Source organism: Cytobacillus firmus NBRC 15306, from assembly GCF_001591465.1.
In the GTDB taxonomy this organism is placed as follows: domain Bacteria; phylum Bacillota; class Bacilli; order Bacillales; family Cytobacillaceae; genus Cytobacillus; species Cytobacillus firmus.
On record NZ_BCUY01000042.1, the window covers coordinates 1 to 14,914 of the forward strand.

Sequence of the window (14,914 nt, forward strand, 5' to 3'; positions counted from 1 at the left end):
AAAATGTTGGCTGTACCCCTTATTGGGGAAGTAATTTATCAATGATGTTAGGAATCATTCTTGGTGGCTGGTTTTTTAAAGAAAATATGTTTAATTTGCTGATTTTTTTAGTCTTTCTATCAATCCTGACAGCAATTTTAACGACAAAGATGATTACTGAAACTTTAATACTAAATACCAGATTGGGAAAAAACAACATGAATTCAAAGAATGTATTTAAGAGTTATAAGGCAATAATTGGTGATTATCGCTTTATTTTATTTACTTTAGGTGGCATAATGCTAATGTCTATTGAGTTTCAAAGAGATAACTATATTGCTGTACGTCTTACTCAGGATTTCTCTCCCATATCTCTGGTTTCTAATAATATTTCTTTATCTATAGATGGTTTTAGGATGTTAAGTATATTAACTGTTGTAAACATGTTATTTATTATTCTTTTCACTTCAGTAGTTTCGAAATATGTAAATCAATTCCGAGAAAAAAAATGTATATAGGTTTCTTGTTATTTACAATAGGTTACGCAGTATGTTCAATTTCAAACAATCTAATTATACTCTTAACCGCAACGGTTATCCTATCAATCGGAGAGCTACTATATGTTCCAATACGTCAATCTATACTTAGTGAGATCATAGATGAGAATAAACGAGGGGCATATATGGCATTGAATAGCTTAGTCATCCAATTTGGGAAATTTGTAGCATCCAGTTGTTTGCTCGTTTCTCCTTATTTAAATAAATTTATGATGGGTTCTATAGTCTTAATATTTGGATTATTATCAATCCTATTTACATTAATAGCAATAAGAAAGAAATGGAGAGATATAAGACATAGAAATCTTAATGCTATGTAAAGAAGGAATCTAATTGGTTTGATCACAGAGTACCTTTACCTCTAACTTATAGTTTCACTATCTTTTCTTTAATTATAAATGATTAAAATAATTTCCGATTACATATTGCATATATAATTATTTTGATGCATATTTATTATATGAATGTTAGAAGGGGATATGAGATGAAGATTTTTAATGCAACTACAGCAGATGTTGCATCGATTTATCAATTAATTAAAGTATATGCTGATAAACAAATAGTTCTTCCTAGATCCTTATTATCAATTTATCAACATTTACAATGCATGTATGTTGTAAAAGATAAAGATAAGGTAGTAGGAGTAGCAGGATTACATGTATTAGGGGAGGATTTAGCAGAGGTACGTTCCTTGGTAATAGAACCTGAATATCAACATAAAGGGATAGGACGAATGTTACTCAATCATATTATTACAGAAAGCTCTAGGCTAGGGGTTGATAGGTTAATATCTTTAACTTATCAAGTAGACTTTTTTATGAAATGTGGATTTGACATTGTCAAAAAAGAAACTCTATCAGAAAAAGTATGGATTGATTGCATGAATTGTCCCAAATTTAATCAATGCGATGAAGTTGCTATGATTAAATCTCTTACAGAGAAGTAAAAAAATATAGAAGGTGCAAAATGATTTAGGAAGGTGTTAGTATATGAAAATTGAAAGCTTATTAGAAAATAAGAGTTATATTTTAGAAAATATGCCAAAAGGCTTCTATACATCTTCCAAAAGCCTAGGTATTAAAGATGCAACTCTAGATTTCACTGTAATATTGTCAGCAAAACCTGCAAATGCAGCTGCCATGTTTACACAAAGTAGATTTTGTGGGGCTCCTATTCCAATAGGAAAGAAGAATGTTGCTAATGGTAAATTGCAGTGTTTTGCAATTAATAGTAAGACTGCAAATGTAGCTACAGGAGATGAAGGAATTAAAAATGTAATTGAGATAATAGATTTAATTGCTATGGAATTAAATATCTTTCCAGAAGACATCTTGCCTTCGTCAACAGGAGTAATAGGGCATCAATTACCAATGAATAAGATTAGGGAAGGAATTAAAAATCTTAAAGGTAATATGGCTGAAGGTGGTTTAGAGAAATCTGCAGAAGCAATTATGACTACTGATACTTATCCTAAGTTAAAACTTTGTAAGATTGGTAATGCTACTCTAGTTGGTATAGCCAAAGGGTCGGGAATGATTGAACCAAATATGGCTACAATGCTTGCCTATTTTGTTACAGATGCAGAAATTCCTTCAAATACACTACAAACAATATTGAAAGAAGCAGTTAACCAATCATTCAATATGGTGAGTGTTGATACTGATACCAGCACAAGTGATACTGTAGCGATTATGGCAAATGGATTAGCTGGAAATGTAGATCTTCAAGAATTTAAAGATTCTTTAACAGCAATGAGTATAGATTTGGCCAAGGAGATTGCTCGTGATGGCGAAGGTGCAACAAAACTGCTTGAGGTCACTGTAGACGGAGCTTCTAGCTTTTTGCAAGCTAAGAAAATTGGTAAAAGTATTGTGAATTCTCCACTTGTTAAAACGGCTGTTTTTGGTAAAGACCCCAACTGGGGACGTATAGCAATGGCAATTGGAAAATGTGAAGATGAGGTAGATGTTGATCCAGAAAAGATTTCTATTTATTTTGGTAATACTTTAATCTATAAAGAAAAGCCAATAAATGACGACAACTTAATTAAAATTCAAAATTATCTTGAGAACCCTGAAATAAAAATAAGAGTGTCTCTAGGACTAGGAACACAAGAAGCTACCGTTTGGGGGTGTGATTTATCTTACGATTATGTTAGAATTAATGGGGAATATACTACGTAATTGAGATTTTTGTGTTACTTCAAATTCCATAAAATGTATTATAAGATGCATATTTTGCATCTTGTAATGATTACCAAGTTTTTAATAGTCAATTATCTTGTACAATTATATGGTGCGTTTGCTGAACAATGAGCAGTCGTTTTTATACTAGGCGGATCCGAATAGTTTTATAAATGATTGGATGTAAATAATTAAGAAACCCAGCTAATCTTCTCATGTAAGGTAGCTGGGTTTTTAAAGTTGGATTTTGATTCCCTAATATCCAAAATAAAGGGAATTCTTCAGAACCCGTTATAGAGTGAATGTTAGGATGCTATTCCCCTTTTTCGGGGGATGGGCAAAAACATCTATTATCGACCTTTTATAAATTACCAGACTTTATTTTAGATTAACACAACAAACGTTTTATTAAATCTCCTACACAACATTTGTTGCTTTAAATCTAGGCTTAGCTTGGGGAGTATGTCAAAAAGTTGGTGCTAACTCTAGACTTATCAAATGAGTACACCCTATTGATAAGATACGGACTCCTTGATAATATTAACTTGATAGACTCTCAATAACACCTATCAAAAATATATATTAAAAGAGGACGAAATATGATCTATGGATACGCCCGTGTAAGTACACAAGACCAAAATCTTGATACCCAAATAGAACAACTCACAAAATTTGGAGTAGATCAAATTGTGAAGGAGAAAATCAGTGGTGTCTCTAAACAGAAGCAACAATTGGACGAACTTCTTTCCAAAATTGCTACTGGTGATACCTTAGTTGTGACTCGAATGGATCGTCTTGGTCGAAACACTGTTCAGTTGCTGCAGCTAGTTGAACAGCTTCGTGAAAGGAACATCCATCTTGTTATACTTAATTTGGGAATTGATACAAGAACACCTACTGGTAAATTCTTTTTAACTGTAATGGCAGCATTTAGTGAGCTAGATCGAGAAATGATTAAAGAGAAGCAACGTTCAGGGATTAAATTGGCCAAGCAAAAGGGCAAATATCGAGGAAGAGTAAAAAAATATACGGATAAACATCCGGGAATGAACCACGCAATTGAATTACGAAATACAACAGATAAAACGGTAAAGGAGATATGTGCCATTACAAAGGTTAGTCAGGCAGCGTTTTATCGCAAGCTAAAGGAAATGGAGGAAAAAGAGGGGATGTAATATAATGTAAATTATTTCCTGTGTGGCCCCTCAATCCTCGAATCGTTTCCGTACCCCTAATACGATCCGTATGGTGGGTGGTTCTATTGGGACAGTAGTCATTATTTCGGTTATGAGTACATTTACTAAATCATCCAATTATATAGATCCTGCAAATGCACTGTTAGAGGGGATACATGCAGCCTTTATTATTGCGGGAATGATGGTACTAGTCGGGTTACTCATTTCTCTTTCTTTAAATAAAAAATCAAAGCAAAGACAAATGGCACAATAAAGTAACTGTATGATGGAGATTAGAATGGTTTAGGTGCCCATTTAGCAAAGTAAGAATAGAAAAAAACTTTAATTTCATTTGATCAATCGCATTTTATCGTTTTGTAATTATTTTATATATAGGAGATGTGAAAACACATGAATGGATTATATACAGTATTTCGTGCGGTCCTTGCCTTAGTCATTATCTGCGTATTGCTGATTCCGTCGATAGCTCTTGCTGTTTCGGAGAATGTAACCTACATCGAGATTGATGATAACTATTCAAAACAAATCAGCGTTCCTGAAACGGCCACGCTAAAGGCCAATGCCTTGAGTGAAGGATTGGATAGCAAACAGGATGTTCAGGAAAAGGATACTTGGTCATCCATCTTTAGCATCTTGGCGTTTCTCGCTGTATTAACAACAAGTCTTGTTGCAGGAATCGTCCTTGCATACTCTAACTCAGTCATGCCTGGTTTGCGTAAGGCGGATGATCGTACCTTCGTTTTATCCATTAGGCACCTTAACTCATCAGTGGCTAACCCGCTGTTTCTCATCATTTCAAATGGTGCTCTTTTAGCACAAATCGGTTTTGTTGTATTAGCCGTTTACTTACAGCAATTTGATAAAGTCGTTTTAGGATCAATCGCATTGATCGGTTATGTCGCCACTCTACTGATTACTTTCATAGGAAACCTGCCGCTGAATAGAGCGATCATCTCAGCTGAACTACCCGCAAGAGAGTCTGGATGGAATGAACTCAGAGTCCGATTTGAATCCCGTTGGACATTGCTGAACCACTCACGTACCTTAATGTGCATTTTGAGTGTGTCTGTACTATTAGTAGCGTTACTCATTAATTAGTAGCAACAATCAACCCATATCGCATGTAGGTTATCGATACGATTAAGATACAAAGCTCTACTACCTAATGGTGCCTAAATTATTGTGAGGGGTTACATGCTATTCCCCTTTTTCGGGGGATGTGCAAAAACACCCAAAATATAGCAGACAGCAAACGATTTGTTGTGGCTGTAACAGCTTGCCCAACAGGAATTGCCCATACTTATATGGCAGCCGATTCACTAAAGGCTAAGGCAGCTGAAATGGGCGTTGATATTAAGGTTGAAACCAATGGCTCAAGCGGTGCTAAAAACGTTCTGACACCAGAGGAAATCGCGAATGCAGCAGCAATTATCGTTGCAGCAGATACCAAGGTTGAAATGGAGCGATTCAGCGGGAAGCATGTCCTTGAAACAGCAGTTGCTGATGGCATCCGGAAACCTCAGGAGCTTATTGAGAAAGCACTAAAGCAGGATGCTCCTGTATACAAGGGCGGAAGTGCGGACAGCAGCAGATCCGCTGGGAATCAAAAAGAACAAAAAGCCGGAATTTATAAGCATTTAATGAATGGCGTATCCAACATGCTTCCATTTGTTGTGGGCGGCGGAATTCTGATTGCCATTTCCTTTATGTTCGGATATAAAGCAGCAGATCCTAATGATCCTTCATACCATCCTATAGCTGAAGCACTAATGACCATTGGCGGGGGGAATGCATTTGGATTAATCGTTCCAATCCTTGCAGCGTTCATTGCCATGAGTATTGCGGACCGTCCCGGCTTTGCTGCAGGTGCAGTCGGCGGAATGCTGGCAGCATCTGGAGGCGCCGGCTTCCTTGGCGGCATTATTGCAGGCTTCCTTGCTGGTTATGTAGTAGTGGGGTTAAAGTAAGCTTTTGCTGGCCTGCCTTCATCTCTTGAAGGAATTAAAACGATTTTGCTCTATCCGCTCTTTGGAATCGCTGTTACAGGATTGCTGATGCTTTATGTTGTCAACAAACCAGTTGGCGCATTAAATACGGCTATTACCGAGTGGCTTTCAGGCCTCGGCACTGGAAATGCTGTCCTGCTGGGGGCGGTGCTGGGACTGATGATGGCATTTGATATGGGCGGCCCGGTTAATAAATCGGCATACGTATTTGGTACGGGGCTGCTTGCAAATGGAGTATATGAACCAATGGCAGCGATCATGGCGGCAGGTATGGTTCCCCTCTTGCGATCGCGCTTGCCACTACTTTATTTAAGAATAGATTTACTAAACAGGAACAGGATGCAGGAAAAGCAAACTACATTATGGGATTTTCGTTCATTACAGAAGGTGCAATCCCATTCGCAGCAGCAGATCCATTGCGTGTCATCCCTTCCATCATGGCAGGATCAGCCGTGGCAGGTGCCATCTCAATGATGGCTGGAATCGGATTAAGGGCACCGCATGGGGGAGTCTTTGTCGTCCCTCTAGTCGATGGACCATGGGGAATTTACCTTGCAGGGATAATAGCAGGTGCTCTTTTGTCCGCTGTCCTTATTGGATTCCTGAAAAAGCCTATAAATAAATAATGTATGAACCAAAGCCGGTACTCGATGTACCGGCTTTACTTTTTGAAAAATCCTTTTAAAATATATTGAAAAAACTGAAAATAAATGCTTTAATTTAAATAAACTCATTAGTCTATATATTTTTTTGATAATAAATAAACTAACCAGTCTATTTAAGATGGGGGTGTAAAAACATGGCCATTATCATTGTAATTAAAAGAGGGAACAAACCTAAATAATCAGCTAAAGTACAATAATGAATATGACTATGAAAAATTAACGGAAAGCATTCTTGGCCATCTGTTCCTGGATGGGGATGATTCCATTGATTTCACTGCAGTTAATATTTATGTTTCCGATCCCGTCTCAAAAGCTTTACTTAAAATGGGATTCGAAAAAAAGATTGGCCAGGTAATGATGGAAAAGCCGCTATAGTATTCCTGCTTTTCAATTTCCCCCTTTCTCTCAAAAACTAAGTTGCCGAACGAAAATTGACGTTAGTGCTTAGGCATAATTTCAGCTGGTTACTGATATGTTTTTATGAGTAAGCTTGAAAGGGGAGATACACTTGGCTGCTGGATTTGAAAGTGCAGCAAAATTTCTTCGGACTAATTTGAATCATTCCCCGCCCTGCAAAAGTTTAACAGCGTTGTTACGCTCGAAATGTCATTGTTTATGATCCGGGCAAGCCAAGGCTTAAAGAATAATTTCAAAACAGCTGCCATTTTCGGCAGTTTTTTTGCATTCAGAACATGAATCTAAGTTTTCCGGGTAAAGGAATATAAAAAGGCTGATATCATGAAACTGACAAAATGGAGTTATATGAGGAGAAATCAGGTAAAGGGGTTCTTTGACTGTTTTCCTGAAGCAAACATTATTTTTAAAAGAATAAAAAATTATTATTTTATCCATAGCGTGGAATGGGGAGGGAATCCTCAGGTAATTGCTGAGCAGCAGCTGGAGGAAATGGAGTATTTGCTAAATCAGGAGATGGGTTTTCTTCATGGATATCTTCAAAGGAAATCTGCAGATAAAAAGGAGAGTGAAATTTGAAAAAATAGGAAAGAAGAATCAATTTATTTAAAATAGAACACACGTTCGACTAAATGGGCAGGGATGTGTTATAATAGAGAAGCAATGGGAGTTTCTCAAGGGTGGTCGGCTAGCCCCGTATTGAAAGGGGGTGATGCCTTTTGACAGTTTTCGAATCGATCATGATGATGATTTCTTTTTCCAGTCTGATCATTGCTGTCATGACTTTTAACCATAAAAAATAGACCTCCCTTGATCTGACAATTGAGGGAGAGGTCTACGTCTTTGACAGGCCGATCCCCTAAGGGAACGACTATTGCGAATGACCGTGGGTGCGGCAACACCTGCGGTCGTTTTTTTTATTCATATTATTAATTCAAGGATATCATATACGTCTCAGAAAGTCACGGAAATAAGCATATCACATGATCACTTATAGTATATGCAGATCTCGCTTAAAAATCCCATAATGATTCTTAGTCTGGTGTGCAATACTAAAATGGCGGCACAGTACCAGTTAGTTTGAACCGTAAAGGTGTAGCGTTCCGCATAAAGCCATCTATGTTTTGTCAATGGAAAGGACGATTCAATTGCCGGCATTAATTTATGAGGATACAAAGATTTCTTATGAAACCATGGGCGGAGGTGTGCCGATTATTTTTATACATCCGCCTGCAATGGGGAGAAAGGTATTTTATTATCAAGGTCTGCTGGCAGAGCACTTTCAGGTTATTTTTCCTGATTTAAGCGGGAATGGAGATACTGCTGGCCCGGAAAAAACAGTAACTATACAAGGATATGCAGAAGAGATAAAAGCTGTATTAGACCACTTGCATATTGAAAAAGCTGTTATTTTGGGCTATTCATCAGGGGGGATAATTGCTCAGGAGTTTTCCCTCTCTTATCCGGAAAGGACACTTGGTGTCATTCTTTCAGGCGGATTTCCAGAGGTGTTATCAGAAACCTTCAGATATGAGCATATTTTGGGAATGTACTTTGTGAAGCACTTTCCAGGTTTCCTGCGGTATGTAATAGCATCGAGCCATACAAATGACAAAAAAGTCAGAGACGAGATTCTGGAGCATATGAAAAAAGCAAATCAGAAGATGTGGTTTCAATTTTATGATAGATCACTTCACTATTCCTGCACCGATCGTCTGAGGACCTTAAGTGTCCCCCTTCTCCTTATATATGGCTCAAGAGATTTTGTTAAACAGCATATTAGGTGCTATAGAAGATATGTCTGCTTTCAGGCAGCCATAATCAAAGGCGTTTCCCATCAGGTGCCAACTAAAAAGTGGCAGCTATTCAACCAGGTTGTAACTGGTTTTGTACAGCAGCATTTTAAATAAAGAAATCCGTATCGTCATTGAACGATACGGATTTTTTTAGCCCTCATTTGCGTCAGGTTTGATTGCAATAATGGCTGCAAGGACAGCAAGAATGGTTATTCCGCTTAAAATATAAAAAAGCCCTTGATCAGAATGCTTCATTAGAATAGCAATGGCCGGCGGGCCGCCGGCAACGCCTATAAACCTCATTGAACTGTATAAAGAAGTAATGGTGCCACGTTCTTCTTTTGCAATTCCTTCCGTAATTAGTGCATCCAATGAAGGCAATGCAACGCCTATGCCAATTCCGGCAAACAGGAACATGCTGATCATAAACCACATATTGTTTGAAAAGCTTAAGATTGCAGTGGCAGCTGCCACAAGAACTGACCCTAAAAATATGATCCATTTCATCAGTATTTTATTTTCTTTTATTTTTTTACCTGTCAGATAGGATGAAAGGCATAGTGCGCCAAGCGGGACAGCCAGGAGAAGCCCTTTTTTCACATCTTTAATATCGTATGTCTTTTCAAGCACATCAGATAAATAAAAAAGGATCCCAAAAAGCACAAACATGAGAATGGCACCGATCAAGAAAATAGCATAAAGCCATTTTCCGTTGTTTTTAAAGGTATCCTTGATATTGCTCCAAAACTTCTTTAGCGGAAGCGGTTCTTCTCTTTTATTTGGCGTTTTAACAAGGAAGAAAACCAGCAGGATTGAAATCGTACAAAAAACCGGAAACGAAAAGAACGGTAAAAACCAAATAACCCCCGCCAGAAACGCCCCGAGTATAGGGGATAAAACTTTTCCAAAAGTATTGGAAGTTTCAATAAGGCCAAGGGAGCTGCTGACATCATCATCATTTTTAAACATATCCCCGACTAAAGGCATAACAATTGGTGCCGCACCGGCTGCCCCAACACCCTGCAAAGCCCTCCCGGCTAATATGATCCAATAAGCATCCGCCATTTTCCATGCCGCCCAACCAGAGATCAGCCCGCCAATTCCTGCAATGAGAAGACTTGGTATAATGACTTTTTTACGGCCGATATGATCGGATAAAAAGCCTGCGATTGGAATCAAAATAATGGCTACAATACTGTATACGGTAATAATCATGCTGGATTGGAATGCAGAAATATTTAGTTTATTTTCCATCGCCGGCAGAACAGGAATCAGCATGGAATTCCCAAGTGTCATAACGAGAGGAATTGAAGAAAGTGAAAGAATGGCCCATTTCTGGTTATGAACATCATCACCTGACTTCTTTTTAGCTTTGGAATTTACAGATTGTAAATTTTCAATGTGCTCCATATTTCTGACCTTCCTTTTCGTTAATCAAACTAGTCTTAATATGAGCTAAATGATGAAAAACTAACTAGAAAAAGCTTTGTCTTTTTATGGGAAAATTCAAATTCTGGAAAAAATTGTTTCGATTTCCTAAAAAGAAACCGTTACACTATAAAGAAAAACGAACACGGGGAGGGAATCATGTGAGGGAGATTATTGCCCTAAGCATAGGAAAGCCAAAAAAGCACAGCTGGAAAAACAATGAGGAAATTTCGGGAATCGGCAAAGAAAGAATTAACAGTGCGTTTCTAACGAAGGAAGGTTTTCTGGGGGATGGAGTGGCAAATACTGATTTTCATGGCGGTCCAGACCGTGCAGTGTGCCTTTACCCTTACGAACATTACGGGATGTGGGAGAAAGAATTTAAAAAGACATTCTCCCCGCCGTCATTTGGTGAAAATATTTGTGCGGGAAATATGCTGGAAAAGGATGTTTTTATAGGTGATACCTTTTCACTGGGGGAATCTGTCATCCAAATAACTCAGGGGCGTATCCCATGCTCCACAATTTCAAAGCATAACGGAGAAGATCGGCTTTTAGGAAGAATTGTGGAAACATGCTTCACAGGCTATTTTTTCAGAGTGCTGAAAGAAGGAACTGTAACAGGAGAGAGCGTTCTTAAGCTCGAAGGAAGAAAGCAGGAAAAGGTATCGGTTCTGCAAGGAAATTTCATCATGTTCCATGACCGCAAAAACCTCAAAGCAATTGAAGAACTGCTGCAGATTGAAGCCCTTGCAGATGTCTGGAGAGAAAAGCTGGAAAAAGCATTATTATAAAAAAATGAAAAATACCCTTGACATTTCTTATTAATCGGAATAGTATAATAAGCAATATATCGATTGGCAATGACAAAGAGTAGTAACTGCGGTTGAAGCTAAAGAGAGCTGATGGTTGGTGCAAATCAGTGTGGAAGCAGCAGTGAATGGACTTTCGAGCCTCCAAACCGAACCTTTTTTAAGCAGTAGGCTTTGGCGAACGGTCTCATCGTTACAAGGGACAGATATTCAAACGTTTTTCGTTTTGATATCTGTTAAGTGAGCTGATGTTTCAGCTAACAAAGGTGGCACCACGGGTTTCTCGTCCTTTTTAGACGGGAGGCCCTTTTTTATTTTTATACAGCTTTAATACTTTAAATCGCTAAGCAAGAGGAGTAGATTGATTGAAATCCGTTCAAGAGAGCCGGGGATAGGTGAAAGCCCGGTACGGAAAGTCATTCGAATGGACTTGCGAGAGGCTTCCTGAACGAAAGTAGGGAAGCACGGATTTCCACCGTTAAAAGGATAGGGTATCGATATTTTTCCGTACCCGAAAAAGGGAGCAGCATTTTGCTCTAAAAAGAGGTGGCACCACGTTCACAAGACACGTCCTCTATACCTGCAGCTATTGTGGGTATAGGGGCCTTTTTTATTTTCTTGAAAGCTGTTTTCGTAAAGTTTGTTGCTTTTTTATAACATAGATTAATTTGCTGAGTTGATTGGAGCGGAAGGTGCGAGACTCCTGCGGGAGTAGCGGGACAGGTGAGACCCCGCAGACGCGGAGCGTTGAGGAGGCTCACCGCCCGCCCCGCGGAAAGCGAGCAGCCTGGAGCGGAAATCAACGGACAACATTGATAGGCGAAAACAACAATTTATACGAAAAGAGCCTTCTTTAAAGAACTGGAGGAGAGATATATTGAAACCAAAATTAGATGGGACTTATGTAATCGAAGAGCTCGAGGGTGACACATTAACACCTATTTTAATCTATCAGAGAATGAGCGGAAGAAAAAAATTCCTGTTAGAAAGCTCGCTGAAACATGAAAAATCCGGAAGATACTCCTTTATTGGCGCAGACCCTGTGATGGAACTAAAAGGGGAAGGAGCCCGAACAGCTGTTACTGCCGGGGGAAAAACAGAAGTTTTTGCTGAAAAGCCGCTTGATGCAGTAAGAAGACTTATGCCGGAGGAAAAGCTGCCCACCCTTGAACGTTTCCCTTTTTGTGGAGGAGCTGTTGGCTATGCAGGCTATGATGTCATCAGACAATACGAAGATATCGGAATAATTCCTTATGATGAGCTGAATGTTCCGGATGTCCACCTTATGTTTTTTGAGGAGGTAGCTGTATTTGATCATTTGGAGCAAAAGGTGTATCTCGTTGCCATACCTTTACTGGAAGAAACCGATGAAGCTGAGCTTCGTGAAAGATTACAGCAGAGAAAGGCCGAAATACTGAAGGGGACAGTGACATCTGAACTGGAAGAAGCTTCATTGTCAGCATTCAAAGCTTCCATATCTAAAGAAGACTTCGTTGAAAAGGTAAACAGAGCTAAGTCCTATATTGAGGAGGGAGACATCTTTCAGGTGGTGCTTTCTCAGCGGTTAAAAGCAGAATTGACTGGAGATCCTTTCGCATTTTACCGGAAGTTAAGAGTACAAAATCCTTCCCCATATATGTACTATCTTGATTTTGATGAATATGCAGTTGCAGGGGCATCACCGGAAAGTCTTATAAAAACAGCAGGAAACAAAGTAATCACTAACCCGATTGCAGGAACAAGGCCAAGAGGCAAGACAGAAGATGAGGACTTACAGCTTGAAAGGGACCTGATAGAAGATGAAAAGGAGCTTGCCGAACACAGGATGCTTCTCGATCTGGGCAGAAATGATCTCGGCCGTGTCTGCGAATTTGGATCGGTCACTATAGAAAAAAACATGGTAATTGAGAGATATAAGCATGTCATGCACCTTGTATCCGAAGTTGGCGGCAGGCTGAAAAATCCACACACATCGATTGATGCCTTAATAGCGTGTCTGCCTGCCGGAACGGTTTCAGGTGCTCCCAAAATTAGAGCAATGGAAATTATCAATGAACTTGAAACGGTGAAAAGAGGAATTTACTCAGGTGCAGTCGGCTATTTTTCCGGGAACGGCAATATGGATTTCGCACTGGCGATCAGGACAATGGTGATCAAAGATGGATACGCCTATATACAAGCTGGGGCGGGCATCGTGCATGATTCCATCCCTGAAAAAGAGTACGAAGAAACACTTCATAAATTAAAAGCATTTTTGGAGGACAAAAAATGATTCTGCTGATTGATAATTATGATTCATTCACATTTAACCTTTATCAGTATTTAGGTGAGCTGGGACAGGAAATTAAAGTTGTAAGGAATGACCAAATAACAATCGAAGAAATTGAAAAATTAAATCCTGAAGCGATTGTTCTTTCACCTGGACCGGGACGGCCGGAAAAAGCGGGAGTCATTGTTGAAGTTATTCAACAATTTTATCGGAAGCTTCCTATCCTGGGCATTTGCCTTGGTCATCAGGCAATCGGCTATGCCTTTGGGGCAAAGATTGAAAAAGCCAGGAAAATTATGCATGGCAAGGTGTCTAATCTGAAGCATAACGGATCACAGCTGTTTCAATACATGCCGCAGCCAATCAGCATCATGCGTTATCATTCCTTAATTATACAGTCGGGAACGCTGCCTGGCAGATTTAAGGTTTTGGCCAGATCAATGGATGATAATGAAATAATGGCAATCAAGCATGAAGACTATCCTTTATACGGCTTGCAATTCCATCCGGAGTCAGTAGGAACAGGCCTTGGAAAAAAGATTTTGGAAAACTTTTTACAAACAATCGGGAGGGAAGAAAAGAGTGAAAACAATACTGCAGAGGTTATCTGATCGGGAGTCATTGACAGAGGCAGAAATGAAGGAAGCAATGGACAATTTATTTGCCCAGGACGTAACGGATAGTGAGATTGCAGCATTTATGGTGAGCCTTAAAACAAAAGGGGAAACAGTTGAAGAAATTGCAGGCATCGTAAAAGCAATGAGGGATAAATCTCTTTCATTTAGTAAGAAGATTTCCAATGTTTTGGATAATTGCGGTACAGGAGGAGATGGCTCAAGCAGCTTTAATATCAGCTCCACTTCGGCCTTTGTGATTGCAGGTGCCGGAATTCCTGTTGCTAAGCACGGAAACCGAAGTGTCTCCAGCAAAACAGGCAGTGCCGATGTTCTGGAGCATCTGGGAATAAATCTAAATCATCCGCCTGAGCGCACGGAGGAAATATTGGAGGAAATCGGGATTGCATTTCTTTTCGCCCCTCATGTGCATCCGAATATTAAAAGAATCATGAAAGTGCGCAAGGATTTGAGGATACCGACAACCTTTAATCTAATAGGACCATTGACTAATCCGGTTGAACTTGATCATCAGCTTCTTGGTATTTACCGTAGGGATTATATTGAGATGTTTGCAGAGGTCCTAAAAACTTTGGGAAGAAAGCGTGCAGTTGTTTTAAATGGTGCAGGGTTTATGGATGAAGCTTCTCTGCAGGGGGAAAATCATCTGGCTATCCTTACCGACGGCAAGGTAATGAAAAAGGTTCTCCACCCAGAGGAAGTTGGACTATCTGTCTGCAGCAATGAGGCGATCAGAGGGGGAGATTCCAGGGAAAATGCTGAAATCCTTATGAGTGTCCTGAAAGGAGAAAAGGGAGCGAGAAGAGATACAGTCCTTCTTAATGCCGGCATTGGCATCTTTACAGGAGGCAGGGCTGAAACAATTCAAGATGGGATAAATTTAGCTAAAGAAAGCATTGATTCAGGAGCTGCATTACAAAAGCTTCATCAGTTAATTGAGACAAGTAAAAGCGTCCATAAAGAGGTGATATAAG

Annotated in this window: 14 protein-coding genes, 1 pseudogene and 2 other annotated features; of the genes and pseudogenes, 14 read left to right on the forward strand and 1 reads right to left on the reverse strand. The window is 39.3% G+C overall.

The features are described from left to right. The 10 genes and pseudogenes from BFI01S_RS23400 to BFI01S_RS12810 all read left to right on the forward strand — a co-directional run. On the forward strand, positions 1 to 497 hold a 497-nt coding region (locus BFI01S_RS23400), incomplete at its 5' end, for an MFS transporter (RefSeq protein WP_501162075.1). Continuing rightward, a complete protein-coding gene (locus BFI01S_RS24595) occupies positions 488 to 856 on the forward strand; it encodes an MFS transporter (RefSeq protein WP_082804521.1) in 369 nt (122 codons plus the stop codon). The genes BFI01S_RS23400 and BFI01S_RS24595, both read left to right, overlap by 10 nt. Before the next feature lie 164 nt (positions 857 to 1,020). Further along, positions 1,021 to 1,482: an N-acetyltransferase gene (locus BFI01S_RS12780; RefSeq protein WP_061792964.1), complete on the forward strand. Its 462-nt coding sequence runs from the start codon at positions 1,021 to 1,023 to the stop codon at positions 1,480 to 1,482. A 43-nt stretch (positions 1,483 to 1,525) separates the two neighbouring features. Continuing rightward, positions 1,526 to 2,719: a bifunctional glutamate N-acetyltransferase/amino-acid acetyltransferase ArgJ gene (argJ, locus tag BFI01S_RS12785; RefSeq protein WP_061792965.1), complete on the forward strand. Its 1,194-nt coding sequence runs from the start codon at positions 1,526 to 1,528 to the stop codon at positions 2,717 to 2,719. Positions 2,720 to 3,318: 599 nt separating this feature from the next. Next, positions 3,319 to 3,894 carry a recombinase family protein gene (locus BFI01S_RS12790; RefSeq protein WP_061792966.1) on the forward strand — a complete coding sequence of 192 codons (576 nt, stop codon included), beginning with the start codon at positions 3,319 to 3,321 and terminating at the stop codon, positions 3,892 to 3,894. A gap of 411 nt (positions 3,895 to 4,305) precedes the next feature. Continuing rightward, the gene (locus BFI01S_RS12795) at positions 4,306 to 5,013 is read left to right on the forward strand and encodes an anthrone oxygenase family protein (protein WP_235831179.1); all 708 of its coding nucleotides are present in this window, start codon (positions 4,306 to 4,308) and stop codon (positions 5,011 to 5,013) included. Between the two features lie 146 nt (positions 5,014 to 5,159). Continuing rightward, positions 5,160 to 6,547, forward strand: a pseudogene (locus tag BFI01S_RS12800) (PTS fructose transporter subunit IIC); the annotation flags it as partial. A gap of 777 nt (positions 6,548 to 7,324) precedes the next feature. Then, a complete protein-coding gene (locus tag BFI01S_RS12805) occupies positions 7,325 to 7,579 on the forward strand; it encodes a protein YuzH (RefSeq protein WP_061792967.1) in 255 nt (84 codons plus the stop codon). 167 nt (positions 7,580 to 7,746) lie between these two features. Continuing rightward, positions 7,747 to 7,803 (forward strand): hypothetical protein, encoded by a 57-nt coding sequence (locus tag BFI01S_RS24600; RefSeq protein ID WP_369425971.1) that lies wholly within the window; start codon positions 7,747 to 7,749, stop codon positions 7,801 to 7,803. Positions 7,804 to 8,148: 345 nt separating this feature from the next. Continuing rightward, complete coding sequence (locus BFI01S_RS12810) at positions 8,149 to 8,910, forward strand: alpha/beta fold hydrolase (RefSeq protein ID WP_235831180.1); 762 nt, start codon at positions 8,149 to 8,151, stop codon at positions 8,908 to 8,910. A gap of 36 nt (positions 8,911 to 8,946) precedes the next feature. On the opposite strand, the gene bcbE is transcribed toward BFI01S_RS12810, so the two are convergent. Further along, the gene (gene bcbE / locus BFI01S_RS12815) at positions 8,947 to 10,206 is read right to left on the reverse strand and encodes a bacillibactin exporter BcbE (protein WP_061792969.1); all 1,260 of its coding nucleotides are present in this window, start codon (positions 10,204 to 10,206) and stop codon (positions 8,947 to 8,949) included. A 179-nt stretch (positions 10,207 to 10,385) separates the two neighbouring features. On the opposite strand from bcbE, the gene BFI01S_RS12820 reads away from it, so the two are divergent. From BFI01S_RS12820 to trpD, 4 genes are all read left to right on the forward strand, one after another. After that, a complete protein-coding gene (locus BFI01S_RS12820; protein WP_061792970.1) occupies positions 10,386 to 11,018 on the forward strand; it encodes an MOSC domain-containing protein in 633 nt (210 codons plus the stop codon). A 60-nt stretch (positions 11,019 to 11,078) separates the two neighbouring features. Next, positions 11,079 to 11,330: a binding site (T-box leader), on the forward strand. Positions 11,331 to 11,370: 40 nt separating this feature from the next. Further along, positions 11,371 to 11,614, forward strand: a binding site (T-box leader). A 299-nt stretch (positions 11,615 to 11,913) separates the two neighbouring features. After that, positions 11,914 to 13,308 (forward strand): anthranilate synthase component I, encoded by a 1,395-nt coding sequence (gene trpE / locus BFI01S_RS12825; protein ID WP_061792971.1) that lies wholly within the window; start codon positions 11,914 to 11,916, stop codon positions 13,306 to 13,308. Beyond that, positions 13,305 to 13,916, forward strand: coding sequence for an anthranilate synthase component II (locus tag BFI01S_RS12830; protein WP_061792972.1), 612 nt, complete (start codon positions 13,305 to 13,307; stop codon positions 13,914 to 13,916). The genes trpE and BFI01S_RS12830 overlap by 4 nt, the downstream gene beginning before the upstream one ends. Continuing rightward, positions 13,888 to 14,913, forward strand: coding sequence for an anthranilate phosphoribosyltransferase (gene trpD, locus BFI01S_RS12835; protein WP_061792973.1), 1,026 nt, complete (start codon positions 13,888 to 13,890; stop codon positions 14,911 to 14,913). Before BFI01S_RS12830 ends, trpD begins: the two co-directional genes overlap by 29 nt. Position 14,914: the final 1 nt, after the last annotated feature.

Coding starts and splice junctions, on each gene's coding strand:
- BFI01S_RS24595 (WP_082804521.1), top strand. CDS start 488: ATGTATATAGGTTTCTTGTTATTTACAATAGGTTACGCAGTATGTTCA.
- BFI01S_RS12780 (WP_061792964.1), top strand. CDS start 1,021: ATGAAGATTTTTAATGCAACTACAGCAGATGTTGCATCGATTTATCAA.
- argJ (WP_061792965.1), top strand. CDS start 1,526: ATGAAAATTGAAAGCTTATTAGAAAATAAGAGTTATATTTTAGAAAAT.
- BFI01S_RS12790 (WP_061792966.1), top strand. CDS start 3,319: ATGATCTATGGATACGCCCGTGTAAGTACACAAGACCAAAATCTTGAT.
- BFI01S_RS12795 (WP_235831179.1), top strand. CDS start 4,306: ATGAATGGATTATATACAGTATTTCGTGCGGTCCTTGCCTTAGTCATT.
- BFI01S_RS12805 (WP_061792967.1), top strand. CDS start 7,325: ATGAAACTGACAAAATGGAGTTATATGAGGAGAAATCAGGTAAAGGGG.
- bcbE (WP_061792969.1), bottom strand. CDS start 10,206: ATGGAGCACATTGAAAATTTACAATCTGTAAATTCCAAAGCTAAAAAG.
- BFI01S_RS12830 (WP_061792972.1), top strand. CDS start 13,305: ATGATTCTGCTGATTGATAATTATGATTCATTCACATTTAACCTTTAT.